Consider the following 23,707-nt stretch of genomic DNA (forward strand, 5'->3'; position numbering starts at 1 on the left):
CGGCGCGTTGCGTAGGACCAGCCTACCCGCCCGCGTATGGGCAAAAAGTATCCCGCCGTTCCTTTAAGCGGAAACAGCGGGATAAAAGATTATGCGCCTATCTTACTAATCTGAGAGAACCTGCTCAACTCCGAGACCAGCCAGGGTGTCAACGCCCCAGACCAATACGGTCAGCACGATAAGGAACGCAAAGGTAATGAGGGTGTACTGCAGCATTTCCTTAGCGGTAGGCCACACCACCTTCTTCATCTCGGATGCGACCTCGCCCGGGAAGGCGGCTACGCCGCCACCTGGGGTGTCATCGTGGTTCTTATCCTCTACGCGGACGACGTGCTTATCGGCGTAGTCCGCGGAGGACGTGGTAGCCGCACCAGAGAGCTGACGCTTACCGGTCGGGCGCGGTGCACCCGAATTCTTCGGCTGCTGCTCATCGCTCACAGCTAACCCTCCTTGGGAACTAAATCTAATAGGGCGCTTAACGCGCACCTCCATAACTTTGTCAACCCTAGCAAAGCTTGCACAGCATGAAAAGCTGACCACGGCATTTGCAAGGCGTGGCCTTGACAACATGTGGGCGGGCTAAGCGCCACGAAGAAAATAGGGCATGAAGAAACCCCGCCACCTGAGGTGACGGGGTTTACTATGCAGGGGCGACAGGACTCGAACCTGCAACCTACGGTTTTGGAGACCGTTGCGCTACCAATTGCGCCACGCCCCTATTCTTTTATTCCTTGATGCCTCAGCATCAAGCGTTGAAGACCTTACCAGAGCCATAGTTCCAATCCGAAACTAGGCACAGCCTAGACTGTCTTCAGCGCGGTAATAAAAAGCGCCCTGCGGGCGCCTTTCTTTCCCGGTAGCGATGGCGAGAATTGAACTCGCGACACAGCGATTATGAGTCGCTTGCTCTACCACTGAGCTACACCGCCATATTCACCTTGGGGGAATTTCTTCCTCCGAACATGAATGGAGCCCCCTGACAGAATCGAACTGTCGACCTTTTCCTTACCATGGAAACGCTCTGCCGACTGAGCTAAGGGGGCACATCCTAGCGTTGAACACATCGCTATTTCGTTGTGCTCTCCGTTGCGGACTCCAATAATCTAACCCGCTTTCAACGTTTTACACAAATCGCCACGTCAGAGCGTAAAAACGCATAGTCCTTGTAACACCTTTTCGCGGCTTTTGAAGGCAGTTGAATGAACGGCATGGCAGACCACTCCTGCGGGCTGCCCGGCCACGCCTCCTACCGTGCGCCAGCAGCCGCGCGAAGGCATGTGGATTGGGGGTGTGGGAAAAAGGGGCGTCGGCAAGCGTGGCACTGCTCACCGCAGGCAGTGACCTCGGCACGGACGCTGGTGGCTGAGTCCAGTGAGGCTTTCCGCAGTGGTTGAAAAGCTGCAAATAAGGCCATTGATTCGAGGCCCTGAGGGTTTAAGCTTGGTGTGTAAAATCCCACACCCCATACCGAGGAGCGCAGATATGTCCGCCACCGATATTGCCACCCCACACATCAATCCGCATGGCGCACCCATTGCGGAAACCATCCTCCTGCCCGGTGACCCGCTGCGCGCGAAGTTCATCGCCGAGAACTTCCTGGAAGATACCGTCCAGTTCAACGGTGTGCGCAATATGCTGGGGTTTACCGGCACTTTTAACGGCAAGCCCGTCTCCGTCATGGGCTCCGGCATGGGCATTCCCTCCATCGGCATCTACTCCTGGGAACTCATCCACAACTACGGCGTAAAGAAGCTCATCCGCGTTGGTTCCATTGGCGCCATGCAGGAAGACATTGAGCTGCACGATGTCATCGTCGCATCGTCCGCCTCCACCGATTCCAACTTCTTGAGCCAGTACAACCTGCCGGGCAGCTACGCCCCCACCGCCTCGTGGAAGCTCCTCAAGGCTTTGGTGGATCAGGCCGAAAAGCAGCAGGCCCACATCCACGTAGGCAATATTTTGAGCTCGGATATCTTCTATAACTTTGACCAGAGCGTTAACGAGCGCTGGGCGCATATGGGTGTGCTCGGCGTAGAGATGGAATCTGCAGCGCTCTATGCCACCGCGGCTGAGGCCGGCGTCGACGCGCTGGGGCTTTTCACCGTCTCCGACAACCTGGTGCACGATACCCACCTCTCCGCGGAAGAGCGCCAGACCGCCTTCCGCACCATGATTGAACTCGCGCTTCCGCTCAACGCGCTCGACTAAAAGGATCCCCTCCCCCGTGACTTCCACCCACCCCACCGCTTCCCCGCAGGACAAGCGGCCAGGCTCCGCGGTAAACCCCAAGGTTGCCGTACCTATCCTGCTCTTTGTCTTCGTCTTCTCGCTGGTTATCGATAACGGCTTTAAGACGATGACCATGCCGATCGCTGAGGCGCTCGACATCTCCGATACCACCGCTTCCCTCCAGGCTTCCCTCGCCGGCGTGATTATCGGCATCGGCGCCGTGGTCTACGCCGCGTTGGCGGATTCCATCTCCATCCGCAAGCTCATGCTCACCGGCGTTGTCCTCATCGCCGTGGGCTCGCTTTTGGCCTTCGCCTTTTCCAGCTTCTGGCCCATGGTGCTCACCGGCCGCCTCATCCAAACCACTGGCCTTGCCGCCGCGGAGACGCTGTATGTCATTTACGTGACCAAGCACTTGAGCGAGGCCGATCAAAAGACCTACCTCGGCTTTTCTACGGCCGCCTTCCAAGCCGGGCTGCTCATCGGCGCGTTGACCTCCGGCTTTATTTCCACCTATGTCTCATGGACGGCGATGTTCCTCATCCCGCTCATCCTCATCCTGGCCATCCCGCCGATTATCAAGCTAGTGCCAGAAGATGAAGCTGTGGAAGGCCACCTCGACGCCCTAGGCCTGTTTTTCATCGCGGTCTTCGCCACCGGCCTGACCATGTTCATGCAGGAATTCAATTGGGCATGGCTCATCTTCGCTCTCCTTGGCGTCGTGGGCTTCATCATCCACATCGGCCGCGCCAAGCACCCCGTGGTCACCCCGGAGTTCTTTACTAACGGCCGCTACGTGTGGACCATCCTCATGGTCTTCTTTGTCTACTCCACCCAGATGGGCTTTATCTTCCTGCTGCCATTTGCCGCACACGACCTGCATGGCATGAACATCGATAAGGCCTCCCTGTTGATGATCCCGGGCTATATTTGCGCCATCCTCATCGGCATTTTCTCCGGCAAGATCGGTGCGGTTTTATCCTCTCGCGCCACCATCTACACCGCCTTCGCCCTGGTCGCCGGCGCGCTGGTGGCGGCCGCGCTCTTTGTGCAGCTTCACGTCGCCGTACTCATTCTGGCCATCGTGGCCTTCGCCTCCGGCTTTGCGCTGATGTACGCCCCGCTGGTCAATACCGCGCTGCGCAATATCACCGCCGCCAAGTCCGGCATCGCCATCGGCTTTTATAACCTGACCATCAATATCGCCATCCCGCTGGGCATTGCCTATACGGCAAAGCTGCAGGACCTCACCAGCTATAACACCGTGCTGTGGATCCTGGCAGCCGTCGCCGCCATCGGCATTGCCCTGTACGTCGTCTCTGACCTCAAGATGGCCCGTTCCGAATCCCGTCTCACCCGCTAAGGAGACCAATTATGACTTCCCGCACCGACGTTGCGTCCATCATCGATCACACCCTGCTCAAGCCGGAGGCCACCCCGGAACAATTCCGCGCCTTGGTGAATGAGGCGGCCGAGCTGGGCACCTATTCCGTCTGTGTTTCCCCGTCCGCCCTGCCTATCGAGGTTCCTGATTCGCTGCATATTGCCACCGTCGTGGGCTTTCCTTCCGGTGCCGTAAAGCCGGAGATTAAGGCCGCTGAGGCAGCCCGCGCAGTTGCTGATGGCGCCGAAGAGGTGGACATGGTCATCAATATCCCGCTGGCAATCGAAGGCCGCGCCGAGGATCTGCAGGCCGAAATCCAGGCCGTGCGCGATGCCATTCCCGGCAAGGTTCTCAAGGTCATCATCGAGTCTGCCGCGCTTTCCGACGACGCCATTGTCCTCGCCTGCAAGGCCGCTGCAGCCGCCCAGGCGGACTTTGTCAAGACCTCCACTGGTTTCCACCCGGCCGGCGGCGCCTCCGTACACGCCGTTAAGCTCATGCGCGAGACCGTAGGCGACAAGCTGGGCGTGAAGGCCTCTGGCGGCATCCGCACCGCCAAGGATGCCTTGGCCATGATTGAGGCCGGCGCAACCCGCCTGGGCCTGTCTTCCTCCGCCCAGATCCTCGAGGAGCTCTAAGCCATGTCACAGGCCGCCACCGTGGATTATGACTACGCCCGCACCTGGGCCGAACACGACCCCGATCCGGATACCGCCCGCCAGGTGATGACCTGGATTGAAGAGGGCAATACCGACGAGCTCGCCGCCGCCTTTGCCGGCCCCCTCGCATTCGGCACCGCAGGCCTGCGCGCCGCCATGGGCGCGGGCGAGTCCCGCATGAATCGCGCCGTGGTCATCCGCACCACCTATGGGCTTCTCTCCTGGCTCAAACAGCACGTGGACACCCCAGTGGTAGCCATTGGTTGCGATGCCCGCCACGGCTCCGCGCAGTTCCAGCGCGATGCCGCACAGGTCATCTCCGCGGCCGGCGGCAAGGCCTTGGTTCTGCCAGCGCAGAACCCCACTCCGCTGACCGCCTTCACGGTCCGCTCGCTCAAGGCGGATGCCGGCATTATGGTCACTGCCTCGCATAACCCGCCGGCCGATAATGGCTACAAGGTCTACCTGGGCGGCCGCATCGCCACCGGCCCGGCAGAAGGCGTGCAGCTGATTTCGCCCGCCGATGCCGAAATCGCCGCCGCCATCGCCGCGGCACCCCATGCCGATGAGATCCCGCTATCCACCGAGAACATCGCGGACGTCGATACCCGCGCCGAGTACCTCGACCGCGCCGCACAGCTCGTGGGCGCACATACCGATGTCACCATCGCGCTGACCGCCATGCACGGCGTCGGTGCCGCCTTGGGCGAAAAGCTCCTCACCCGCTGCGGGTTCCGCGTCTCCCTGGTTCCTGAGCAGGCCCAACCGGATCCTGATTTCCCCACCGTCTCCTTCCCCAATCCGGAAGAGCCTGGCGCCCTCGACTTGGGTATCCGCCACGCTGAGGATATCGGCGCCGATATTCTAATCGCTTACGACCCCGACGCCGACCGCTGCGCCGCCGCCGTGCCCACTTCCTCGGGCACGTGGCGCCAGCTCACCGGCGATGAAACCGGCGCCCTTTTGGGCGATTACCTTGCCCGCCAGGGTGCGACAGGCAACTTCGCCAACTCGCTCGTCTCTTCCCGCCTGCTCGGGCGCATCGCCGCCCACTACGGCCTCGGCCACGAAGAGACCCTCACCGGTTTCAAGTGGATCGCCCGCACCCCAGACCTCGCGTTTGGTTATGAGGAAGCCATTGGTTTCTGCCCCGACCCCACCGCTGTCCGCGACAAAGACGGCGTCGCTACCTCCGTAGTGCTCGCCAGCCTCGCGGCCGAGTGCAAGGCCGCAGGAACCACCTTGCTAGAGCGCCTGGAAGGCATCTACGCCACCGTGGGTGCCCTCTACACCCAGCCGCTGACCTTCCGCGTCGATGACCTCAGCATCATCGCCCAAGCGATGGATAAGGTCGCTTCCACCCCGCCCACTGAACTGGCTGGCTCCCCCGTAGCAAAGGTGGAGAAATTCGCCCAAGGCTCCAAGTTCTTCACCACCAACGATGATCGTGTCATCGTGCGCCCTTCCGGCACCGAGCCGAAACTCAAGTGCTACCTCGAATCCCCCGACGCCGACCGCCTCGATGCTATTGCAGCCGACCTGCGCGCCTACTTCGGGATCTAAACCCCTCCCCGCTCCGCGCTCTCTAGCTGGTCCTTCCGAGATTGCTTAGGGCCAATGAGAGTGCGGACTAGTGGGCTTGCTGCCGCCAGTCCCACGACAACGGGGCATCAAGGTTGGAAAGGCTATTTACGCCAGGGAGCGCTCCTCCAACTGGTGGGAAATCGCTGCGTTTATTTTCCGGTGCGCCCGATAACTGCGAGTCCGATTGCGCAGATGCGCTTGCTGCGCTGCCTGCGCTACTCGCTGGCTTTGAAAAAGGTGAATCTCGTTTACCCCGTCCAGCATCGTTCGGATCTTCTTCATATTCCATATCCTATCGCTAATCCCCATACCTTCATCTCTACAGTGACGTCCTGTGACTGATGGTATGGCTACCGAGCACGTCTGTTGGTACACAGCGCCTCAGAAAGGTGTAGTTTGCTGGTCTTGAAGGCCAAGATGAGAGGAGTTAGATGAGTACAGGACCCCACCATTCATCCTTAACAGTTTTGCTAAAGATTGCAGTTGGTATTTCACTATTGCTCTGCCTCGGCTATTTCATTGGCGGTTTGAATGCGGTATACGTGGCCAAGGCCCTAGCGGAATCGGATTCCACCTCATTGCCAGATATTTCTCGTAGGTTAGGAAATGGATTTTTCTACTTCAAGATCGGCGGGGTATTCCTAGCTGTATTCCTCGTCGGTGCCTATGCGATGTTCCACAAGGCTCAAGGCTCCCGCAGACAGGAGCCCTGCCGGTAGCATCCGGGTTAAGTAGCAAAAAGTGTGTCTGAGTTACAGCGATCTTGCTGCTCAGGCTGGGTAAATCGGGCGGATATAAGGTCTTTATGCTTATATCCGCCCGTTTCGTGTTCAATCCATCGGAATGGCACCCGCATGTGCTAGCCGGGGGTTGGTGTGCTTTCCGGGTGAGTAAAAACAGACCACGATGCCCGGTATGTGCTGGGCAAATGAAGAAAAACGGAACCACATCCAAAGGCACAACTAGGTGGCGGTGCAAAGACCCGAACTGCGGCAGCTCCACGACACGAACTCGCACCGATCTCACGCAGGCCCGCAACTTTAAAGCCTTCGTCTCTTATGTCACCTCCACAGCGACGTTGTCTGAACTCGCCGGGCAACAAAGGGTGAGTCGTTGGACACTTGATCGCCGATTCGAACCGTTTTGGCTCATCGACGTCCCCAACGACGGTGCCCCGCAGCGCGTCTACGATCAGATCTTCATCGACGGCACCTACACCGCGGCTGGCTGCCTACTTGTGGCAGCCAGCCGCGACCACGTCATTGCGTGGCACTGGACCAAACACGAAACAGCCCACGCATACACGCAGCTACTTCGCAAAATCGCCGAGCCACTCTGCGTCGTCCTCGACGGCGGACAAGGCGCACTCACCGCGATTAAAGCCTGCTGGCCAAACGTGATGATTCAGCGTTGTCTCGTCCACGCACAACGCGTCATCCGCCGCTACACCACCTCACGGCCGCGCACCGACGCTGGCAAAACCATCTACGCACTGGCGCTGAAACTAACCCGTGTCACCACGCTCGACCAGGCACGGGAGTGGACGCTACGCCTGCACGACTTCGGTCAGGTATTCAAAGCATTCCTCAACGAGAAAACACCCGTGCCAAAAGAACGCCGAACACCCAATAACCAGTGGGAATGGACTCATCTACGGGTACGCAAAGCCTACAACTCACTGCTGCACCTCTCGCGCAACAATTGGCTGTTTACCTACCTTAAGCCACCACCGAATGCGCTTGATCCTAACCGCTGGGCTTCAACGACAAACAGTCTTGAAGGCGGCATAAACGCCCAGCTCAAACGCATCGCCGATGCGCACCGAGGCAGGTCTGGGGAACGTCAACGAAAAATGCTTGAGTGGTACCTCCACACCAAAAAGCAACTGCCTGACGATCCGCTAAATATCGCCAGGCAGTGCAATTATGGCCAAGATCAACTCGCCAAAGTCAACGATCTTGCCGAAGAAGACCACAACAAAGCCGACCAAGAAACAGGCCGACCAGCCTTCTACGACAACGCTATCCCAACCGAGTACGAACACTCGATAGGAATCAGAAAAGGCCCCATGAAGTAACTAACCGTGTACCCGCCCCGCAACACGCCGAACGGACACACATTCTGCTACTTAACCCTAGCATCCGCCTCACGGCTGCAGGAACGACGAAACCCCGCAAGCTTTTGCTTGCGGGGTTCTTTCTGTGCCAGGTAGAAGATTCGAACTTCTGAAGGCAATGCCGGCGGATTTACAGTCCGCTCCCTTTGGCCGCTCGGGCAACCTGGCATGCACTGTGTGGTGCGAGTAAGTACTTTACTACGAACCACCCTCCCACCTACAAATCGCCAGCGCATGGGGGAAGAATGGGCGGGAAAAGAGGGGGCATCGCCAAGCAGCTAGCCCACGCGGCGCACGGTGTAATCCGCCAGTTGGCGCAGGGCCTGGCTCGCGGAGTTCTCCGGTAGCACGGCAAGCTGCTCCTCCACCGTCCGCAGGTAGGCATTGATGTCCTCCAGCGCCTTCTGACGGCCGCCAGACTGGTGCAGGAGCTCGATGGCGCGCTCCACCTCGGCGTCGGAATGCAGCGGGCCAGTAAGCAACTCACGCAGCTTGTCGCCCACTTCGCCCTCTTCCTCCAAGGCGTAGAGAACCGGCAGGGTAAAGACGCCCTCGCGCAGGTCCGTGCCCGGGGTCTTGCCGGACTCCTTGGGATCGGAGAAGATGTCGATGACATCGTCCACAATCTGGAAGATCATGCCGATGGCACCACCAATGCGGTGCAGGGCTGCGGCATGCTCGGCCGAGGCACCGGAGTGGTAGGCACCCAGGTAGCCAGCAGAGGCGATGAGCACCGCGGTCTTTTCACGGATAACGGCCGTGTAGTGCTCCACGGCATTGGCCTCACCCGCGCCGATGGTCTCGCGCATCTGGCCGGTCACCAGCTCTTCAAAGGTATCGGCAAAGTGGCCCACGGTGTGGGTATCCAGCTCACTCATCAGGCGGGAGGCATGCGCCAAGAGCGCATCGCCGGCGAGGATGGCCACGGAATTATTCCATCGCGAATTGGCAGATTCCACGCCGCGGCGGCGGTCCGCCTCATCCATGACATCGTCATGATAAAGGGTGGCTACGTGCACCATCTCCACGACGGTGGCGGCCTTAACAACCTCTTTGCAGCCCGGACGCGGACCATACTCGGAAGCCAGCAGCGCCATCATGGGGCGAAAGCGCTTGCCACCGGCCTTAGACAGGTGGCTGACCTTGTCCTTTAAGAAGTCCTGGCCGCGGTCGATTTCACTGCGCAGCTTGTCTTCTACTGCTTCCATGCCCGCACCAATGCGCTCGTTGAGCTGCGGATCACCAAGATCCACGTGCGTGGCATGCGATTGACCGTGAGTCATTAAATAGTGTTCCTTGCAACTAAAAGCCAGAGATAATCGATTACCTACCGTAGTCCAAACTGCGCCCCTAAACACACTCGAGGGGTCGAACTCATGCAATGATAGTCCTCATGTCGGAGCAGATCGATTCCCAAACCTATGTCGAGGTCGCCATCATTGGCGCTGGGCCTGCCGGAGCAGCCGCCGCGATTCATGCCGCACGCGCCGGCTATGACACCCTCCTTATTGATTCCGCGACGTTTCCCCGCGATAAAACCTGCGGCGACGGGCTCACCCCGCGCGCGATGCACCAGCTCGATGAGCTCGGCATTGCGGTCAACGCCTCCTATCGCAATCGCGGCCTGAAGCTGCACGGCTACGGCGGCGATATTACCGCGCCTTGGCCGGAGACCTACCCTTCCCAGGTGGGCACGGCCCTGCCGCGCTACCGCTTTGATGCCCTGCTTGCCGACGCCGCTCGGAACGCCGGCGCCACCCTCCTCACCGGCACCCCCGCCACCGATCCCGTGCTCGAGGGCAACCGCGTGACCTCCTTCCGCGTGGGCGAGGCGACCGTGCATGCCAAGTGGGTCATCGTGGCCGATGGCGTGCGCTCTACCTTTGGCAAGAAGCTCGGCCGCACCTGGCACCGCGAGGAGGTCTACGGCATTGCCGCACGCTCCTATGCTTCTTCCACCCATGCCACTGAGCCGTGGATGCACTCCCACGTCGAGCTCAAGGACGAAGAAGGCGATGTGCAGCCCGGCTACGGTTGGATCTTCCCGCTCGGCCCCGAGCTAGGCCAGGTCAACATCGGCCTCGGCGCGCTCTCAACCGCGCAGCGCCCCGCCAAGATCAACACCAAGAAGCTGCTCGAGTTCTACGCCGCCCAACAGCGCCCCGAGTGGGGACTCGGGGAAATTGAGCACGTTACCTCTGCCTTACTGCCCATGGGCGGCGCGGTGTCTAACGTGGCCGGCGCCAATTGGATGATCATTGGTGATGCCGCGGCCTGCATCAACCCCCTCAACGGCGAGGGCATCGATTATGGCTTGGAGACCGCCGCGCTGGCCGTAGGCCTGCTCGGCCCGAAGGATTTCACCCTGGCCTGGCCGGCCGTCTTGCGCGAGCACTACGGCGAGTCCTTCCTCTTGGCCCGCACGGCCGCGCGCCTGTTGACCTACCCGCAGTTCCTACCGCTGGCCGGTCCACTGGCCCTGCGCGGGCCCATCGGCCGCATGCTCATGCCGGCCGCCGCGCGCCTGATGGGCAACCTCATTACTGACGATGACCGCGACCTCATCGCACGCACCTGGCGCGCCGCCGGCCGCACGGTCTCGTCCCTTCGCCGCGATACGCCACTCTGGGATTCGACCGCGGCGTAACCCCTGCTCCCCTAGGCACGGGCGGAGCAGCGCCTAGGCTGGCTTTACCGCCGAGTGCAGCGCCACGATGCCGAAGGTAAGGTTCTGCCAGCCGGCCTCGGCCCAACCATTGCGATTGATAACCGCGGCGAGCTCCTCCTGCCCCGGCCACGCACGAATGGATTCCGCGAGGTAAATATATGCCTCCGGATTAGAAGAGACCAGGCGCGCTACCGGCGGGAGCAGACGCATCAAGTATTCCTTGTACACGGTGCCAAAAATCGGTACCACCGGGGTGGAAAATTCCGCCACCGCAAGGCGCCCGCCCGGCTTGGTCACGCGCGCCATTTCGCGCAGGCCGAGCTCAAAGTCGTGGATATTGCGCAGGCCATAAGAGATGGTCACGGCATCAAAGGTGTTATCCGCAAACGGCAGCTTCATGCCATCGCCAGCCACCTTGGGCACGTCGCGCTCACGCCCGGCGGCCAGCATGCCACGGGAGAAATCACACGCCACGCACCACGCACCGGACTTGGAAAGTTCCACGGTGGACACGGCGGTACCCGCTGCGAGGTCCAGGACCTTTTCGCCCGGCTTAAGGTTCAAACGCTCGCGGGTGCGCTTGCGCCAGTGCGCGTCCTGCCCAAAGGACAGCACGGTATTGGTGAGGTCGTATTTCTCGCCCACGGCGTCAAACATGCGCGCCACATCGAAGGGCTTTTTATCCAGATCTGCCTTAGCCACAAATGATCAGTCTAGGCTACGCGGGCGCCAAGGGCACGAGCCGCCCATCGCGGCAGCTCCGGACGCTGGCCCAAAATGGTCAGCGGCACCCGGCGAGTATCCTCCAGTACCTCTTCGTAATAGCCCACGAGCTGCTCGCACAGCGCCTTCCACGTCTTGGAGGAAATGGACTCGCGAGCATTGTCCCGCATCTCCTGGTGAATCTCCGGATTGAGCAGAGCGTCCACCGCATTGGGGAGGTCTTCCACAAAGGTCTGTACATCCAGCAACAGGCCGTTATAGCCCTCGTCGATGAGGTCTACCGGGCCACCAGCCCGCGGCCCGATGGTCGGCACGCCGGAGGCCTGCGCCTCCTGGATGGACTGGCAGAAGGTCTCGAACTCGCCGGCGTGGACAAAGACGTCCAAGGAAGCATAGGCGGCGGCGAGATCCTCGCCGGACAGCGCACCGGTAAAGACGGCGCCGGGCAGCTGGGCCTCCAGTAGCGGGCGCTCCGGCCCATCACCCACGATGACCAGCTGGATATCCTCGCGCCCGTTAAGCGCCGAGAGGCGGTGCACGCCCTTTTCCGCGGCGAGGCGACCCACGAACCCCACCACATTCTTGGTACCGCTCGGATCCCAGCTGCGGCGCAGCTCCTCAGAGCGCTTGGAGGGGTGGAAAAGTTCCGCGTTCACGCCACGCCCCCAGTGACGCACGTTCTTAATGTGGTGCTTTTCCAAGTCCCGGATGGTCAGCGAGGACGGTGCCAGCGTCATCTGGCAAGAGTTATGAATCGTGCGCAGCCACTCCCACACGCCATAGGCCAGCGCGGAGGCATGGTACTTGGTGGCAAAACCGGCAACATCGGTCTGGTACAACGCCACGGCGGGCACGCGCTGCTGGCGAGCGGAGAAAGCGCCAGCCGCGCCGAGTACGAAGGGGCTGGCCAGGTGGATGATATCCGGCTTGAAATCACGCAACGCCTCATCCACCGCCGTGGTAGGCACGCCCACCGGCAGCGAATCCACCAGCGGCACGCGCACGGTGGGCACACGGTAGATGGGAAATCCTAGGTAGTCCGGAATTTCTTCTTGTCCCTCACGGGCGCCCGGCGCGATGACGATGGCCTCTTGGCCGGTCTCGTGCAGGTGCTCTAAAACGCGCAGCACGGAGTTGGTCACACCATTGACATTGGGGAGGAAGGATTCAGCCACGATCGCAACACGCATGCCACCATCATGGCCCATTTTCTTAAGCTTATGGTGAAGCCAGCGGAAAATCTTGGTTAATTATTTCTCCGCACGGCGGGTAAAGAAGCTAATCAGCTTCCACAGCACGGCCGCGATGAGCGTGGCAACTACCCCTACCGAAAGCGCCGGGATGATGGCCAGCGTCCATTCGCGGCCTTCAACCTTGACCAGGTCTGGGTCGTCCTGGGCGTATTGCACCCACACCTGCTGGCCCTCGCCCAGCCCACTGGGATAGAGCAGCCCGTGCTGTGGGGTGTGGTAAATCCCCTCACTGTCTTGGAAATCCACCGTGGTGCGCAGCATGCCCACATCCTTAACCGTGGCCAAAGCGCGCGCGGGGTGGCTGGCGATGGCGTGGTCATTCAGCGCCGGCCCGATGACCATGCCCACCACACCCACCAGCGCAGCCAGATACAGCGCCAGCGTCAGCTGGTGCAGGCGGCGACGATAGACCGCGGGCGTATAGCGCGGCACCACGGCCGCGTGCGGCTTATGCTGCGGCGGGGCCACTTACTGGCCTACCTTTGCGGTGAGCTTCTCATTAAGCGCCCGGCGCGTGGCACGGGTGGTCTTGGCCTCCACGACGGTAATCCCGGTGGAGTATTCCTTCAGCTCCGCCAACGTATCCAATAGCTCCTGCGGGGTGGTCACCTCACGGTAGTCTGCCTCGTAGGCTTCTGCCAGCTTGCCGACGTCCACCCCATGCGGCGTTCCAAACGCCGGCTCGAAGGACTCGCGCAGCGCATCGGCGCCTTGTTCCAGGGTTTCGAAGATGCCGCCGCCGTTGTCATTGGCCACCACGATGGTGAGGTTTTCCGGTCGCGCCTGGTCTTCCGGGATGAGCAGGCTATTCGCGTCATGCAAGAAGGTCACATCCCCCATGAGCGCCATTACTCGCGGGGCGCGCCAGTTGGTGGGATCCAGCGATTGCGTAGCCAAGGAAATGCCGATGGCTTGGGCGATGGTGCCGTCGATGCCAGCCGCTCCTCGCGGCGAGTACGTATCCACGCCGTCGAAAGGCAGGCCCACCATGGAGGCATCGCGCACCGGGTTCGAAGCGCCGAGCACCAGGGTGTCGTTGACGGAGAGCGTATCGCCCACTGCGGCCGCGACGTGCAGCCCGGTGAATCCCAGTTCCTCATCCTCGAGGGTCTCGCGCACCGCTTGTCCAGCCATATCGGTTGCGCCTTCGCAGATTTTCATCCACTCGCGGCTCGGCTCACCGGTGGCTTTGACGGTGGTGCCAAGCCGGGCCTCGTCGCCGCGCTGGTTGGTGAAGTCCTTGGTGCGCGAGAGCACCACCAGCTCAATATCCGGATCATTCATCAGCGCTAGCACGCCACGGTGCAGCGTCGGGTGCCCCACGACGATGACCTGCTCCACCTTAGTATTGACCACATAATCATTCGCGGAGACCTGCGCCTTGCGGAAGATATGCGCCGCCGCTGGATGCACCGGATGATACGGGCCCGGCGCGCTCGGCTCCGCGATGGTTGGTACGTCTTGGAGGCCTTCTACCTCCCAGGCCTCGTCACCCGCAATGACCAGCGTGTTCTTGCTCAAATCCACGGCCACCTCACCGTGGTCGACAAAGGCTGGTGCGGGCTCGCGCACGCCGTCGCCGGAGGTGTGGTCTGGCAAGGTGGCGTCGACAAGCGGGGCATCAAAGGCCACATTGATGTGCACCTGTAGGTCCTCGCGGAAGCGCTGGGCCATCGCCGCGATATCATCTGGGCCGGTGACCTGGGTGGTATCCGCATAGACGCCGAAGATGCCCTGCTGCTCGATGGTCTGCGACGCCCCCGTGCCCACCAAGCGCTCCGGCCGATCCGCACTAATGATGGCCAGCGGCGTATGGGAATAGTGCGCCTCCACCACGGCCGGCAGAGTATTGGCCACCGCAGTCCCCGAGGTCATCACCACGCCCACGTGGCGGCGCTGCACCCGCGCCATGCCCAGGGCGGTAAACGCTCCCCCGCGCTCGTCCAGGCGGGTGTGTACGCGAATATCATCACGCGCCAATAGCGCCAGCGACAGCGGCGCGTTGCGCGAACCAGGGCACAGGACGACATCCGTGAGGTGGCGCGCCAGTTGGGCGGCTACCTTCTCAGCCAACTGCATCGATTCATTCATGCCGCCCGATTTTACCTGCCCGCGCGCCATTTCCCTTACCGGGCAGGTGCTGGGCGCTTAGTTCTGGCTGGCCGGCTGCTCGCCGCCGCCCAGGAGGTCATTGAGGAGGCCCTCAATGTCCACGTCGCTGCCCTTATCCAGCTGGTCTTGTACCTCTGGTGGCAGCTCGGTCGGGATATCGGACGGCAGGTCATTCTGGAAGTCCGGCAGCTTCGGCAGATTATTGGAGTTCTCATCCTGCGAATCCGGATCTTCGGTCTGGGTCACGGTGGTGGGAACCTCCGTGGTCAGCGTTTCCGTCACCGGCTGGGGTTCCGGCTTATCCGCCTCGTCCGCGGCATTGCGCCACAGGAAAAACAGGACCGCCGCAGCCAGTACTGCAAGTACCGCGATGGCCGCGAAGACGCCGGCCATGGCGCCACCGCCGCCGCTCTTCTTCTTGCGCTTTTCCGGCTGGTCCGGATCATAGTTCGACGGCACCGGCTCGTACTCGGGCTGCTGCGCGTACTGCTGGCCATATGCTTGCCCGGCCGGCTGCTGATAGTTCTGGCCGTAGCTTTGCTGCTGGCCGTAGCCCTGCTGGTAACCAGCGGCCGCATCGAATTGACGAGTCTCATTCTGCGGCTGCTGCTCGCCAGGGAAGTACTGCTTGGGGTGCTCGCGGCGCGCTTGGTCGCGGCTGGGGCCGGCGGCATTATCGGGCACGCGGCCAATCTGGCGCGTGGCATCATCCGCCGGGCTGGACCAGCTGCGGGTTTCATTATTATCGCCATGAGGGCCTTTAGAAGTCATACCCTCTACCTCTACCCCATTTTGCTGTGAGATCCCAGAGAGGTCTCCCACAGCTAACGGGGAAGCCGCGGCTCGCCGCTTAGTGCGCTTGGCGTGCGCTCAAGGCACGGCCGGTGGCGGTATCCTCTGCGGCGACCTGCGCCGGGGTGGCATCCGCGATGATGCGGCCGCCGTCTTCGCCAGCGCCCGGGCCCATCTCGATGATGCGGTCCGCATTCGCCATGACCGATAGATCATGCTCGACGACGATTACCGTATGGCCCGCATCCGCCAGCTTGTGCAGCTCGGTATTGAGCAGGTCGATATCGGCTGGGTGCAGGCCCGTGGTGGGCTCGTCCAGCAGGTAGACCGTATGGCCGCGACGCGAGTTGCGGGAGCGCTGCAGCTCCGTGGCCAGCTTAATGCGCTGGGCCTCGCCGCCGGACAGCTCCGGCGCGCCCTGGCCCAAGCGGAGGTAGCCCAGGCCGACGGCCTGCAGCGTAGCAATGGCGCGGTAAATCTTTTCTTCCTCGGCGAAGACCTCCGCGGCCTCATCCACGGTGAGCTCCAAGATGTCCGCGATGGTGCGGCCCTGCCAGGTCACCTCGAGGGTCTCGTCGTTGAAGCGGGCGCCGCCGCACTCCGGACAGGTGGTGTACGAGCCCGGCAAGAAGACCAGCTCCACCTCGATCTTGCCCGCGCCGCCGCAGGTGGGGCACTGGCCTTGCTTTACGTTGTAAGAAAAGCGCGAGACCGTCCACTTGCGCTGCTTGGCCTCGTCGGTGGAGGCGAAGAGCTTGCGGACGTTATCGAAAAGCCCGGTATAGGTTGCCAGCGTGGAACGCGGGGTGCGGCCGATGGGCTTCTGGGTAATCTGCACGACGCGCTTTACTCGGTCAAAGCCCTCCGTGCTCTCTACGGACCAGCCCTTGTCCTCGGTCTCCTCTTCATCGGAAATGGCCGTGGCGGACTGTCGCAGCAGGCCAGCCAGTACCGTGCTGACCAGGGTGGACTTGCCCGAACCGGAGACACCGGCAACCGCTGTGAATTGGCCCAAGCCGAAGTCCACATCCAGGTTGTCGATGCTGCGTGCGTTAATGCCGCGCAGGGCGAGGTGGGAGGAAGGGGTGCGGGGGTCGTCGGCAAGCGTGAGCGTGCGGTGAGCCAGCGCGTTGGCGGTAGGGGTGTCCGCGTCATAATCTTCGACCGGGCCCGAATAGACCACGTTGCCGCCGCGCTCGCCGGCCAGCGGACCGACGTCAACGAGCCAGTCCGCCTGCGCGACCAAATCCATGTCATGCTCCACCAAGAGCACGGAGTTGCCGGCCGCGATGAAACGGCGGCACATATCCATGACCGCGTCGCGCTCATCGGGGTGCAGGCCGGCCGAGGGCTCCTCGAGCACATAGGCCACGCCGAAGAGGCCGGAGCGCAGCTGCGCCGCCAACCGGATGCGCTGCATCTCGCCGCCGGACAGGCTCTGGGTCGGCCGATCCAGGCTGAGGTGCGCCAAGCCGAGCTCCAGCGCCGAGGTCAACGCCGGCAGAATCTGCCGCAGGAGCAAATCCTCGGCCGAATTCTCCTCCGGGTTCTGCTTGCTGAGCACCTCATGCACCCTATCCAGCGGCAGCGCGCCCAGCTCATCAATCGGCATGCCCGCATAGGTGACCTTCAGCGCGGCCGGGTTGAGGCGGCGGCCGCCACAAGTCTCGCACTCGCGCGATTCCATATAGGACAGGGTGCGCTTGCGCAGCGTATCCGATTGGGTCTCCGCCAGCGTCTTATTGAGGTAGCTGGCCACCGAGCGCCACGTGCCCTCATAGTTGCGCTGAATCTGATCTTTTCCGCGCAAGGGCTTGACCGTGACTACGGGGCGCTCTTCCGTGAAGAGGATCCAGTCGCGGTCTTCTTGCGGCAGCTCTTGCCAGGGCGAATCCAGGTCATAGCCCAAGTTCATCAAAATGTCGTGGAAGTTCTTGCCGGCCCAGGCGCCCGGCCAGGCTTGGATGGCTCCTTCCTCGATGGAGAGGGTGGGATCCGGGACCATCGAGTCCTCGGTCGGCTCATGCACCACGCCTGTGCCGTGGCACTGCGGACACATTCCCTCCGGGGTATTGGGCGAGAAGGAATCGGAGTATAGGCCCTCCGGGTTATCCCCGGCGCGCGAATAAAGCAGGCGCACGCTATTGGAGAGCGCGGACACCGTGCCCACCGTAGAGCGCGCTCCGCCGCCGGAGGTCGATTGCTGCAGTGCGACCGTCGGCGGTAGGCCCTCTACCTGGCTGACCTGTGGGTCGACGGCCGAGCTAATGAGGCGGCGTGCGAAGGGTGCTACCGATTCAAGGTAGCGGCGTTGGCCTTCGCCGTGAATCGTGCCAAATGCCAGCGAAGACTTGCCCGAACCAGACACACCCGTGACCGCAACGAGCTTGCCGCGGGGCATATCGACGTCGACGTTGCGCAGGTTGTGCAGGTGGGCATCGCGGACCTTGATAGTAGACATGTCCTCTAGCGTACGCACAGGTGGCGGACTGGGCAGCGAGCTCGATCCTGGGTTTCCGCCGCCGATCACGATTTTTGTCCATATAAACCGGGGGTTTCGTCGACGGTTTGGGTGGTTTGTATGGACGAAAGTCGCGATCTCTGCAGATCTGCGGAACCGAATGCACGGCGCGGCAGTCTAAAAGGCCATGTACACGCGAAAAGACCTCATCGAAGAAGGAATGACTCAATACCGAATTGAAAAGGAGGTGGCAGAGGGCAGACTCCTCCGTCTTAGGCGCAATTGTTATGTCTCGGCGCAGGCGAGTGCGAAGGATAAGCTCGCCGCGGTAGCGCAGCTTTATCCGGATGCGGCGTTTACGGGAACGGCGGCGCTTGCAGCCTACGGTTTATGCGAGGTGCGGCTGCCGGCAACGATTCGGGTGGATAACAATTGCCGGGCACGGGCGGATGGGCTGGTGCGTACTGTGAGGTCGCGGCCGGTGCCGGTAAATCGGATAAAGGGCGTAAAGATGGCGTTGCCCGCGCAGGCGGTGGCAGATGCGCTGAGCTTCGAGCGCTGTGGCGAGTGGCTGCTCAAAGAGGCACTGGCGCAGGCGTACCGCGGGCTCAACGGAAGAGGGAGGTTCGCGGCCGATGTAGACATGGTGAGCAGCAAGGAAAAGGACGCGGTGCGCGAGTTGGCGAGGCTGGCACCGGTGGGGACGGCGTCGAAATGGGAGCAGCGGATGTTTCGCGAGATGCGGCGAGTGGGTCTCAATCCCGTGCCGAATTTCCGGCTAGGACCATATACCTGGGATTTAGGTTTCAAAGCGGGAACGACCGTGGTGGACTTGGACTCGCTGTTCTATCACACGCCGGAGAATAATCACCGGGAATTCCTCATCGGGACGTGGAAGACCAATCACGCGGTGCAGCACGGATGGGCGCCACTGAAGTTTACGGATGAGTGCACCGACTACCACCTCAAGCTGGTGGTGGAGACGGTGCAGGAGACGGTCGCGCATCGCCGCAGCGTGCGCGGGCTAAAGAGCAGGCCGCAGAAGGTGAGGAGGGCACTGGCGACTCCGGCGTGGAGGTTTCACCAGAGCTTGCTCTAGGCCCTAGTCAGCAAGGTGCGGTTCAGAAAGGTGCGGCCAGCAGGCGCGCACGCGATCGAACCACCAGTCGCGGCGGTCGGCGGGGGCGGCGAGCGCAGCGAGACGGTCTGGGTCGGGGGCGAGGATATCGGCGGGAAGGTGGCCATCGATAAGCGGTCGCGGGGCGGTGACGTCCTCTTCGAAAAGGGAGCCGGTGGCAAGGCCGGCGGCGGCCGGGGTGACGTCGATGTCCTCGTCGTCGTAGATGCGCGGGAGGGCGGCGACGGCGGCAAGGCCCATATTGATGCCGACGGAGGTATCGAGCGCGGAGGCCACCGTGATATCCATGTGGCGCTGGCGCAGGTGTTGGGCCACCTCGAGGACGCGGCGCACGCCGCCGAGCGGGGCAGGCTTGACCACGGCGACGTCCGCGGCCTGCAACTCGGCCACGCGATACGGGTCGGCGACCTTGCGAATGGATTCATCGGCGGCGACGCGCACAAAGAGGCCGGCGCGCATAAGGCGGCCGCGGACCTGGGCGAGCTCCTCAGTGGTGGCGCAGGGCTGTTCCATATAATCCAGCGGCATCATCATCTGCGCGGCCTCGACCGCCTCATCGACGCTCCAGCCGCCGTTGGCGTCCACGCGAAGGATGGGGATATCGCCGCGTTGGGTGACGGCGTCGCGGACGGCGTGGACGCGAGCGGCGTCGTCGGCAAGCGTGTGGCCCTTTTCTGCCACCTTGATTTTGAAGGTGCGGCAGCCGGGGTAGCGCTCCACCACGGCCGGAACCTCGCTGGCAGGTACGGCCGGGATGGTGGCGTTGACCTCGATGGAATCGCGCACCGGCTCCGGGAAGCCCTCGTAGGCGGCCTCGAGCCCGGCGCGCAGCCACGCGGCGGACTCGGCCGGGCCGTATTCCAGGAAGGGCGCGAACTCGCCCCAGCCGGCCGGGCCATCGATGAGCAGGGCCTCCCTGGTGGTAATGCCGCGGAAACGCACGGCGAGCGGGAGGGAGACTACGTGGGCGCGGTCGAGGACGTCATCGATATGCATAGCCTTCATGGTAGCGCTCGCCGGCCATTGACCACTCCCCCGCTCTGCGCTATTTTGGGAACCTATACCAATAAAGGAGGAATTATGCTGCTAGCTGAGGCATTGGCGGAGCGCGCACAGGCGCAGGAGCGCCTCAATAGCCTGCACGAGCGGCTGCTGACCGTGGCCCGCGTGCAGGAGGGTGATACCCCGGATGAGGATCCGCAAGAGCTACTGCGCGAGCTCGACGGCGTGGCCGGGCGCATCGATGAGCTGGTGCAGGCCATCAATGCGACGAATATCGCCACCGCCTTTGATGAGAAGATGAACCTGATGGAAGCCCTCGCGCTTCGCGACGGCCTCTTGCGCAAGCGCCGGATCTACCACGACCTGGCGCAGCGGGCGGGCACGCGCTCGGACCGCTATTCCCGCACCGAGATTAAGTTTGTCTCCACCATCCCGGTGGCGGATCTGCGCAAGCGTGTCGATGATTTGTCTAAGCAGTATCGCGAGCTGGATACCCGCATCCAGCAACTGAACTGGAATACCGAACTGAAAAACGGATAGTCATATCGCGCGCTGCTTAAAGCGCGCGATGGTAGCCCACACACCTGCAGCGAGCAGGCCCCCACCCTGGAGGGGAAAATCCTGGGACTCTGGCCCCCTTTAGCGCTTTAAGGGGCGGGGAGTTCGAGTCTCCCCATGGCATGGAGTACCGCGCTGGTATGGCGTACACGGGTATTATGCGGGGCAACAACCTCGCAGTATCGCGTATTGATTATTACCGGCCTGCTGGGCAGCGTGTGTGGGTGAGGGTTGGGAATGGGGACTATTCTTCTTTTGCCACTAAGCTGGCCATCATGAGCGAGCAGAAAAAATACAGCACCGATAATCCGTTCCGCCCGGAATTGTGGCATGCCGTAGAAGGTTTTGAGGACCTGACGGATATCACCTATCACCGGCTCAACGGCGAGGGCCGCAAGAACGGCATCGTGCGCATCGCCTTCGACCGCCCGGAGGTGCGCAATGCGTTTCGCCCGCATACCGTAGACGAGCTCTACCGCGCCCTCGACCACGCCCGCCGCACGCCGGATGTGGGAACGATTTTGCTCACCGGCAATGGTCCTTCCGACAAGGATGGCGGCTGGGCTTTTTGTTCGGGCGGCGACCAGCGCATTCGCGGCCGCTCCGGGTACCGCTACGCCACCGAGCACGCCCATGATGACGCCACCGCGGATGAATCCACCGTGGACACCGCCCGCGAGAAGGTGGAAGGCGGCCGCCTCCATATCCTCGAGGTCCAGCGCCTCATCCGCACCATGCCCAAGGTGGTCATCGCCGTGGTCAATGGTTGGGCGGCCGGCGGCGGGCACTCGCTGCACGTGGTCTGCGATATGACGGTCGCCTCCCGCCAGGAGGCGCGCTTCAAGCAGACGGACGCGGACGTAGGGTCCTTCGACGCCGGCTATGGCTCGGCCTACCTAGCTAAGATGGTGGGCCAAAAATTCGCCCGCGAGATTTTCTTCTTGGGCCGCACCTACGATGCCCAGCGGATGTATGAGATGGGCGCGGTCAATGAGGTTGTCGATCACGCCGACTTGGAAGACGCCGCAATCCAGATGGGCCGCGAAATCAACGGCAAGTCCCCAACAGCCCAGCGCATGCTGAAGTTCGCTTTCAACCTGACCGATGACGGCCTCATGGGCCAGCAGGTCTTCGCCGGCGAGGCGACCCGCCTGGCGTACATGACCGACGAGGCCGTCGAGGGCAAAGAAGCATTCCTCGAAAAGCGCGACCCGCAGTGGGAGCAGTTCCCGTATTACTACTAGCCAGGAGTTAGCACGATGTGGATTTTCGCCATCGGCTTGGCCACACTTGCACTGGCGGGCGTCATCGTCTCGCGAGTGTGGATGCTCAAGCGTATCAAGGATGCGCAGGACAGCGGGGAGCGTCCCTTCGATCAGGAGGACACCCCGCGCAATCCATACATGTAGCGGAGTAAATGGCGTGGGACGCCCTCGGACCGGAGTGAGACATCTCAAGCAATTGTGGACATGCCCATAGTTAATACTTAAAGTGTCGAACATGAAACTCTGCAACTCATTCGTCATGCTCGCAGCACGCGTCGCCCTGGGCGTAATTCTCATCGCCCAGGGCTGGCAAAAGTTCTCCGAATGGACCGTCGCCGTCGCGGGCCTGATGCTCGCCGCCGGCCCCGGCATACGCTCCCTGGATCAGCTCCCCTTCAGCAAAAAGGCAAAAGTAGCCAAATAAGGCCACCGCTTCCTAGCCTCTCACTTCACTCATTGAAGTGAGAGGCATTTTTAAATTTTGGCAGCTTAAGGAAGAGATAGGACCACCTAAGTTCATTACGTTGAACAATCTAGTTCAAGGGTGCTAGTGTTTGTTGAGTTCACTTCTCCTAATACAAAGGAAGTTCATTATGAACTCAAATCACAGCACCCCACGCCGGCCCCTACAGCGCATTCTCGCAGGCACCTGCGCCCTCGCACTCGGCGCCAGCCTCGCCGCTTGCAGCGCCTCGAAGGAATCCATCGACGCTGCAAAGCCGAAGGACGGCGACACCGTCAAGGCCGTGGCCACGACTACCCAGATCTGCGACTACCTCACCCAGATAGCCGCCGGCGGCGTCAAGCTCCACAAGGTCGACTCCCAAGGTGCAGAGACCACCTCCGGCGAGGGCCCAGTGACCCTCGACCTCACCTGTTTGCTCGCCCCCAACGCCAGCGCCCACGAGCACGAGATGACCCCACAGCAGATGCAGGCGCTCTCCCAGGCCGACTACATGTTCGTCAACGGAGTCGACCTCGAGCACTTCCTCGACCAAGCCGTGGACTCCTCCGGCTTCCACGGCGTCATGGCCGTGACCTCGGGCGTCAAGAGCGAAGGTATGGGCGATGGCAACGGCAAGTACACCATCGACGAGGGCATCGAGCACGTGAGCCCGCGCCCGTGGCCTTTCCCGGGGGAGGACGGCGAGGCCCCAGAATTCAAGTACGACCCGCACGTGTGGACCTCCCCGAAGCAGGCCAAGATTCAGGTCGACAACATCGTCAACACGTTGTCCCAGGCCTCCCCGCAGGCCAAGGACGCCTTCACCGCCGCCGGCAAGAAGTACACCGACCAGTTGGAGGACCTCGACAAGTGGGCCAGCGATTCCATGTCCGCAGTTCCTGAGCAAGACCGCGTGCTCTTCTCTTCCCACGACGCCTTCGGCTACTTCTCTAACGAGTATGGCGTGAAATTCATCGGCTCCGCACTGTCTGACTTCAACCACCAGCAGGACGCCACCTCGAGCCACATCGATGAGCAGGTAAAGAAGGTCCGCGAGTCCGGCGCCAAGGCCATCTTTGCGGAGAATTCCAACAACTCGAAGTCCATCGAGGCCATCGCCCGCGCCGCAGGCGTCAAGGCGGTTACATCCGACGACGCTTTGTACGGCGACTCGCTAGGTGTGCCAGGCAGTGAGGGCGAGACCTACATCGGATCCATCGTCCACAACATCAACACCCTGGTCAGCGCCTGGGACTCCGAACAGCAACCGTTGCCGGAATCGCTGCAGGCATTCGACGTCGCCAAGCGCAAGTAGCTC

Annotated in this window: 23 protein-coding genes and 4 tRNA genes; 13 read left to right on the plus strand and 14 right to left on the minus strand. The window is 61.9% G+C overall.

Annotated elements, in window-relative coordinates:
* Positions 1 to 105: 105 nt before the first annotated feature.
* From secE to QP909_RS02745, 4 genes are all read right to left on the minus strand, one after another.
* Positions 106 to 438 carry a preprotein translocase subunit SecE gene (secE, locus tag QP909_RS02730; protein WP_284766044.1) on the minus strand — a complete coding sequence of 111 codons (333 nt, stop codon included), beginning with the start codon at positions 436 to 438 and terminating at the stop codon, positions 106 to 108.
* A 207-nt stretch (positions 439 to 645) separates the two neighbouring features.
* Positions 646 to 718 (minus strand) — tRNA-Trp (locus QP909_RS02735).
* A gap of 139 nt (positions 719 to 857) precedes the next feature.
* Positions 858 to 929: transfer RNA gene (locus tag QP909_RS02740), tRNA-Met, on the minus strand.
* 38 nt (positions 930 to 967) lie between these two features.
* A tRNA-Thr gene (locus QP909_RS02745) sits at positions 968 to 1,043 on the minus strand.
* A gap of 439 nt (positions 1,044 to 1,482) precedes the next feature.
* Between QP909_RS02745 and deoD the strand changes: the two genes are divergently transcribed.
* The 4 genes from deoD to QP909_RS02765 are packed head-to-tail and all read left to right on the plus strand — an operon-like array spanning position 1,483 to position 5,835.
* Positions 1,483 to 2,208, plus strand: a complete 726-nt coding sequence (gene deoD / locus QP909_RS02750; RefSeq protein ID WP_284766045.1) for a purine-nucleoside phosphorylase — start codon at positions 1,483 to 1,485, stop codon at positions 2,206 to 2,208.
* A 16-nt stretch (positions 2,209 to 2,224) separates the two neighbouring features.
* Positions 2,225 to 3,592 carry an MFS transporter gene (locus QP909_RS02755; protein WP_284766046.1) on the plus strand — a complete coding sequence of 456 codons (1,368 nt, stop codon included), beginning with the start codon at positions 2,225 to 2,227 and terminating at the stop codon, positions 3,590 to 3,592.
* A gap of 11 nt (positions 3,593 to 3,603) precedes the next feature.
* Positions 3,604 to 4,251 (plus strand): deoxyribose-phosphate aldolase, encoded by a 648-nt coding sequence (gene deoC, locus QP909_RS02760; protein WP_284766047.1) that lies wholly within the window; start codon positions 3,604 to 3,606, stop codon positions 4,249 to 4,251.
* A gap of 3 nt (positions 4,252 to 4,254) precedes the next feature.
* Positions 4,255 to 5,835 (plus strand): phospho-sugar mutase, encoded by a 1,581-nt coding sequence (locus tag QP909_RS02765; RefSeq protein WP_284766048.1) that lies wholly within the window; start codon positions 4,255 to 4,257, stop codon positions 5,833 to 5,835.
* A 126-nt stretch (positions 5,836 to 5,961) separates the two neighbouring features.
* Here QP909_RS02765 and QP909_RS02770 read toward each other — a convergent pair whose 3' ends face one another.
* Entirely contained in the window at positions 5,962 to 6,138 is a 177-nt protein-coding gene (locus QP909_RS02770; RefSeq protein ID WP_023020515.1) for a hypothetical protein, read from the minus strand.
* Positions 6,139 to 6,323: 185 nt separating this feature from the next.
* Between QP909_RS02770 and QP909_RS02775 the strand changes: the two genes are divergently transcribed.
* Both QP909_RS02775 and QP909_RS02780 read left to right on the plus strand, forming a co-directional pair.
* Positions 6,324 to 6,575 (plus strand): hypothetical protein, encoded by a 252-nt coding sequence (locus QP909_RS02775; protein ID WP_284766049.1) that lies wholly within the window; start codon positions 6,324 to 6,326, stop codon positions 6,573 to 6,575.
* 167 nt (positions 6,576 to 6,742) lie between these two features.
* Entirely contained in the window at positions 6,743 to 7,933 is a 1,191-nt protein-coding gene (locus QP909_RS02780) for an IS1249 family transposase (protein ID WP_165764378.1), read from the plus strand.
* A gap of 125 nt (positions 7,934 to 8,058) precedes the next feature.
* On the opposite strand, the gene QP909_RS02785 is transcribed toward QP909_RS02780, so the two are convergent.
* A tRNA-Tyr gene (locus tag QP909_RS02785) sits at positions 8,059 to 8,140 on the minus strand.
* A 110-nt stretch (positions 8,141 to 8,250) separates the two neighbouring features.
* Positions 8,251 to 9,255 carry a polyprenyl synthetase family protein gene (locus tag QP909_RS02790; protein WP_005327943.1) on the minus strand — a complete coding sequence of 335 codons (1,005 nt, stop codon included), beginning with the start codon at positions 9,253 to 9,255 and terminating at the stop codon, positions 8,251 to 8,253.
* A 98-nt stretch (positions 9,256 to 9,353) separates the two neighbouring features.
* Here QP909_RS02790 and QP909_RS02795 point away from each other — a divergent pair, with 98 nt between their 5' ends.
* Entirely contained in the window at positions 9,354 to 10,619 is a 1,266-nt protein-coding gene (locus tag QP909_RS02795) for a geranylgeranyl reductase family protein (RefSeq protein WP_034668217.1), read from the plus strand.
* A 33-nt stretch (positions 10,620 to 10,652) separates the two neighbouring features.
* On the opposite strand, the gene QP909_RS02800 is transcribed toward QP909_RS02795, so the two are convergent.
* The 6 genes from QP909_RS02800 to QP909_RS02825 all read right to left on the minus strand — a co-directional run bounded on the left by QP909_RS02800 (position 10,653) and on the right by QP909_RS02825 (position 17,981).
* On the minus strand, positions 10,653 to 11,342 hold the full coding sequence (locus QP909_RS02800) for a demethylmenaquinone methyltransferase (protein ID WP_284766053.1): 690 nt from the start codon (positions 11,340 to 11,342) through the stop codon (positions 10,653 to 10,655).
* Positions 11,343 to 11,353: 11 nt separating this feature from the next.
* The gene (locus QP909_RS02805) at positions 11,354 to 12,553 is read right to left on the minus strand and encodes a glycosyltransferase family 4 protein (protein WP_198493220.1); all 1,200 of its coding nucleotides are present in this window, start codon (positions 12,551 to 12,553) and stop codon (positions 11,354 to 11,356) included.
* A gap of 60 nt (positions 12,554 to 12,613) precedes the next feature.
* Complete coding sequence (locus QP909_RS02810; RefSeq protein ID WP_005322928.1) at positions 12,614 to 13,084, minus strand: DUF3592 domain-containing protein; 471 nt, start codon at positions 13,082 to 13,084, stop codon at positions 12,614 to 12,616.
* The gene (menD, locus tag QP909_RS02815; RefSeq protein ID WP_284766054.1) at positions 13,085 to 14,707 is read right to left on the minus strand and encodes a 2-succinyl-5-enolpyruvyl-6-hydroxy-3-cyclohexene-1-carboxylic-acid synthase; all 1,623 of its coding nucleotides are present in this window, start codon (positions 14,705 to 14,707) and stop codon (positions 13,085 to 13,087) included.
* A 57-nt stretch (positions 14,708 to 14,764) separates the two neighbouring features.
* Positions 14,765 to 15,499: a hypothetical protein gene (locus QP909_RS02820; protein ID WP_005327935.1), complete on the minus strand. Its 735-nt coding sequence runs from the start codon at positions 15,497 to 15,499 to the stop codon at positions 14,765 to 14,767.
* A gap of 79 nt (positions 15,500 to 15,578) precedes the next feature.
* Complete coding sequence (locus QP909_RS02825) at positions 15,579 to 17,981, minus strand: ATP-binding cassette domain-containing protein (protein ID WP_284766055.1); 2,403 nt, start codon at positions 17,979 to 17,981, stop codon at positions 15,579 to 15,581.
* Positions 17,982 to 18,168: 187 nt separating this feature from the next.
* Here QP909_RS02825 and QP909_RS02830 point away from each other — a divergent pair, with 187 nt between their 5' ends.
* On the plus strand, positions 18,169 to 19,080 hold the full coding sequence (locus QP909_RS02830; RefSeq protein WP_284766056.1) for a hypothetical protein: 912 nt from the start codon (positions 18,169 to 18,171) through the stop codon (positions 19,078 to 19,080).
* 3 nt (positions 19,081 to 19,083) lie between these two features.
* Here QP909_RS02830 and QP909_RS02835 read toward each other — a convergent pair whose 3' ends face one another.
* Positions 19,084 to 20,115 carry an o-succinylbenzoate synthase gene (locus tag QP909_RS02835; RefSeq protein ID WP_284766057.1) on the minus strand — a complete coding sequence of 344 codons (1,032 nt, stop codon included), beginning with the start codon at positions 20,113 to 20,115 and terminating at the stop codon, positions 19,084 to 19,086.
* A gap of 84 nt (positions 20,116 to 20,199) precedes the next feature.
* Here QP909_RS02835 and QP909_RS02840 point away from each other — a divergent pair, with 84 nt between their 5' ends.
* The 5 genes from QP909_RS02840 (at position 20,200) to QP909_RS02860 (ending at position 23,704) form a co-directional block, all read left to right on the plus strand.
* A complete protein-coding gene (locus QP909_RS02840; protein WP_049358698.1) occupies positions 20,200 to 20,661 on the plus strand; it encodes a DIP1984 family protein in 462 nt (153 codons plus the stop codon).
* A 293-nt stretch (positions 20,662 to 20,954) separates the two neighbouring features.
* Positions 20,955 to 21,923: a 1,4-dihydroxy-2-naphthoyl-CoA synthase gene (locus tag QP909_RS02845; RefSeq protein WP_034668262.1), complete on the plus strand. Its 969-nt coding sequence runs from the start codon at positions 20,955 to 20,957 to the stop codon at positions 21,921 to 21,923.
* A gap of 15 nt (positions 21,924 to 21,938) precedes the next feature.
* A complete protein-coding gene (locus QP909_RS02850) occupies positions 21,939 to 22,088 on the plus strand; it encodes a hypothetical protein (protein WP_005322953.1) in 150 nt (49 codons plus the stop codon).
* A gap of 91 nt (positions 22,089 to 22,179) precedes the next feature.
* Positions 22,180 to 22,368: a hypothetical protein gene (locus tag QP909_RS02855; protein WP_005322954.1), complete on the plus strand. Its 189-nt coding sequence runs from the start codon at positions 22,180 to 22,182 to the stop codon at positions 22,366 to 22,368.
* A 169-nt stretch (positions 22,369 to 22,537) separates the two neighbouring features.
* Positions 22,538 to 23,704 (plus strand): metal ABC transporter substrate-binding protein, encoded by a 1,167-nt coding sequence (locus QP909_RS02860; RefSeq protein ID WP_250411609.1) that lies wholly within the window; start codon positions 22,538 to 22,540, stop codon positions 23,702 to 23,704.
* The last annotated feature ends 3 nt before the right edge of the window (positions 23,705 to 23,707 follow it).

The sequence above is a fragment of the Corynebacterium sp. MSK195 genome, from assembly GCF_030228885.1.
In the GTDB taxonomy this organism is placed as follows: Bacteria; Actinomycetota; Actinomycetes; order Mycobacteriales; family Mycobacteriaceae; genus Corynebacterium.

Bases quoted from the DNA above. Each gene is read 5' to 3' on its own strand.
- QP909_RS02820 (WP_005327935.1), bottom strand. From the start codon at position 15,499: ATGACTTCTAAAGGCCCTCATGGCGATAATAATGAAACCCGCAGCTGG.
- QP909_RS02845 (WP_034668262.1), top strand. From the start codon at position 20,955: ATGAGCGAGCAGAAAAAATACAGCACCGATAATCCGTTCCGCCCGGAA.
- QP909_RS02835 (WP_284766057.1), bottom strand. From the start codon at position 20,115: ATGCATATCGATGACGTCCTCGACCGCGCCCACGTAGTCTCCCTCCCG.
- QP909_RS02840 (WP_049358698.1), top strand. From the start codon at position 20,200: ATGCTGCTAGCTGAGGCATTGGCGGAGCGCGCACAGGCGCAGGAGCGC.
- menD (WP_284766054.1), bottom strand. From the start codon at position 14,707: ATGAATGAATCGATGCAGTTGGCTGAGAAGGTAGCCGCCCAACTGGCG.
- QP909_RS02790 (WP_005327943.1), bottom strand. From the start codon at position 9,255: ATGACTCACGGTCAATCGCATGCCACGCACGTGGATCTTGGTGATCCG.
- QP909_RS02850 (WP_005322953.1), top strand. From the start codon at position 21,939: ATGTGGATTTTCGCCATCGGCTTGGCCACACTTGCACTGGCGGGCGTC.
- QP909_RS02795 (WP_034668217.1), top strand. From the start codon at position 9,354: ATGATAGTCCTCATGTCGGAGCAGATCGATTCCCAAACCTATGTCGAG.
- QP909_RS02770 (WP_023020515.1), bottom strand. From the start codon at position 6,138: ATGAAGAAGATCCGAACGATGCTGGACGGGGTAAACGAGATTCACCTT.
- QP909_RS02805 (WP_198493220.1), bottom strand. From the start codon at position 12,553: ATGCGTGTTGCGATCGTGGCTGAATCCTTCCTCCCCAATGTCAATGGT.
- deoD (WP_284766045.1), top strand. From the start codon at position 1,483: ATGTCCGCCACCGATATTGCCACCCCACACATCAATCCGCATGGCGCA.
- QP909_RS02860 (WP_250411609.1), top strand. From the start codon at position 22,538: ATGAACTCAAATCACAGCACCCCACGCCGGCCCCTACAGCGCATTCTC.
- deoC (WP_284766047.1), top strand. From the start codon at position 3,604: ATGACTTCCCGCACCGACGTTGCGTCCATCATCGATCACACCCTGCTC.
- QP909_RS02765 (WP_284766048.1), top strand. From the start codon at position 4,255: ATGTCACAGGCCGCCACCGTGGATTATGACTACGCCCGCACCTGGGCC.
- QP909_RS02830 (WP_284766056.1), top strand. From the start codon at position 18,169: ATGTACACGCGAAAAGACCTCATCGAAGAAGGAATGACTCAATACCGA.
- QP909_RS02825 (WP_284766055.1), bottom strand. From the start codon at position 17,981: ATGTCTACTATCAAGGTCCGCGATGCCCACCTGCACAACCTGCGCAAC.
- QP909_RS02855 (WP_005322954.1), top strand. From the start codon at position 22,180: ATGAAACTCTGCAACTCATTCGTCATGCTCGCAGCACGCGTCGCCCTG.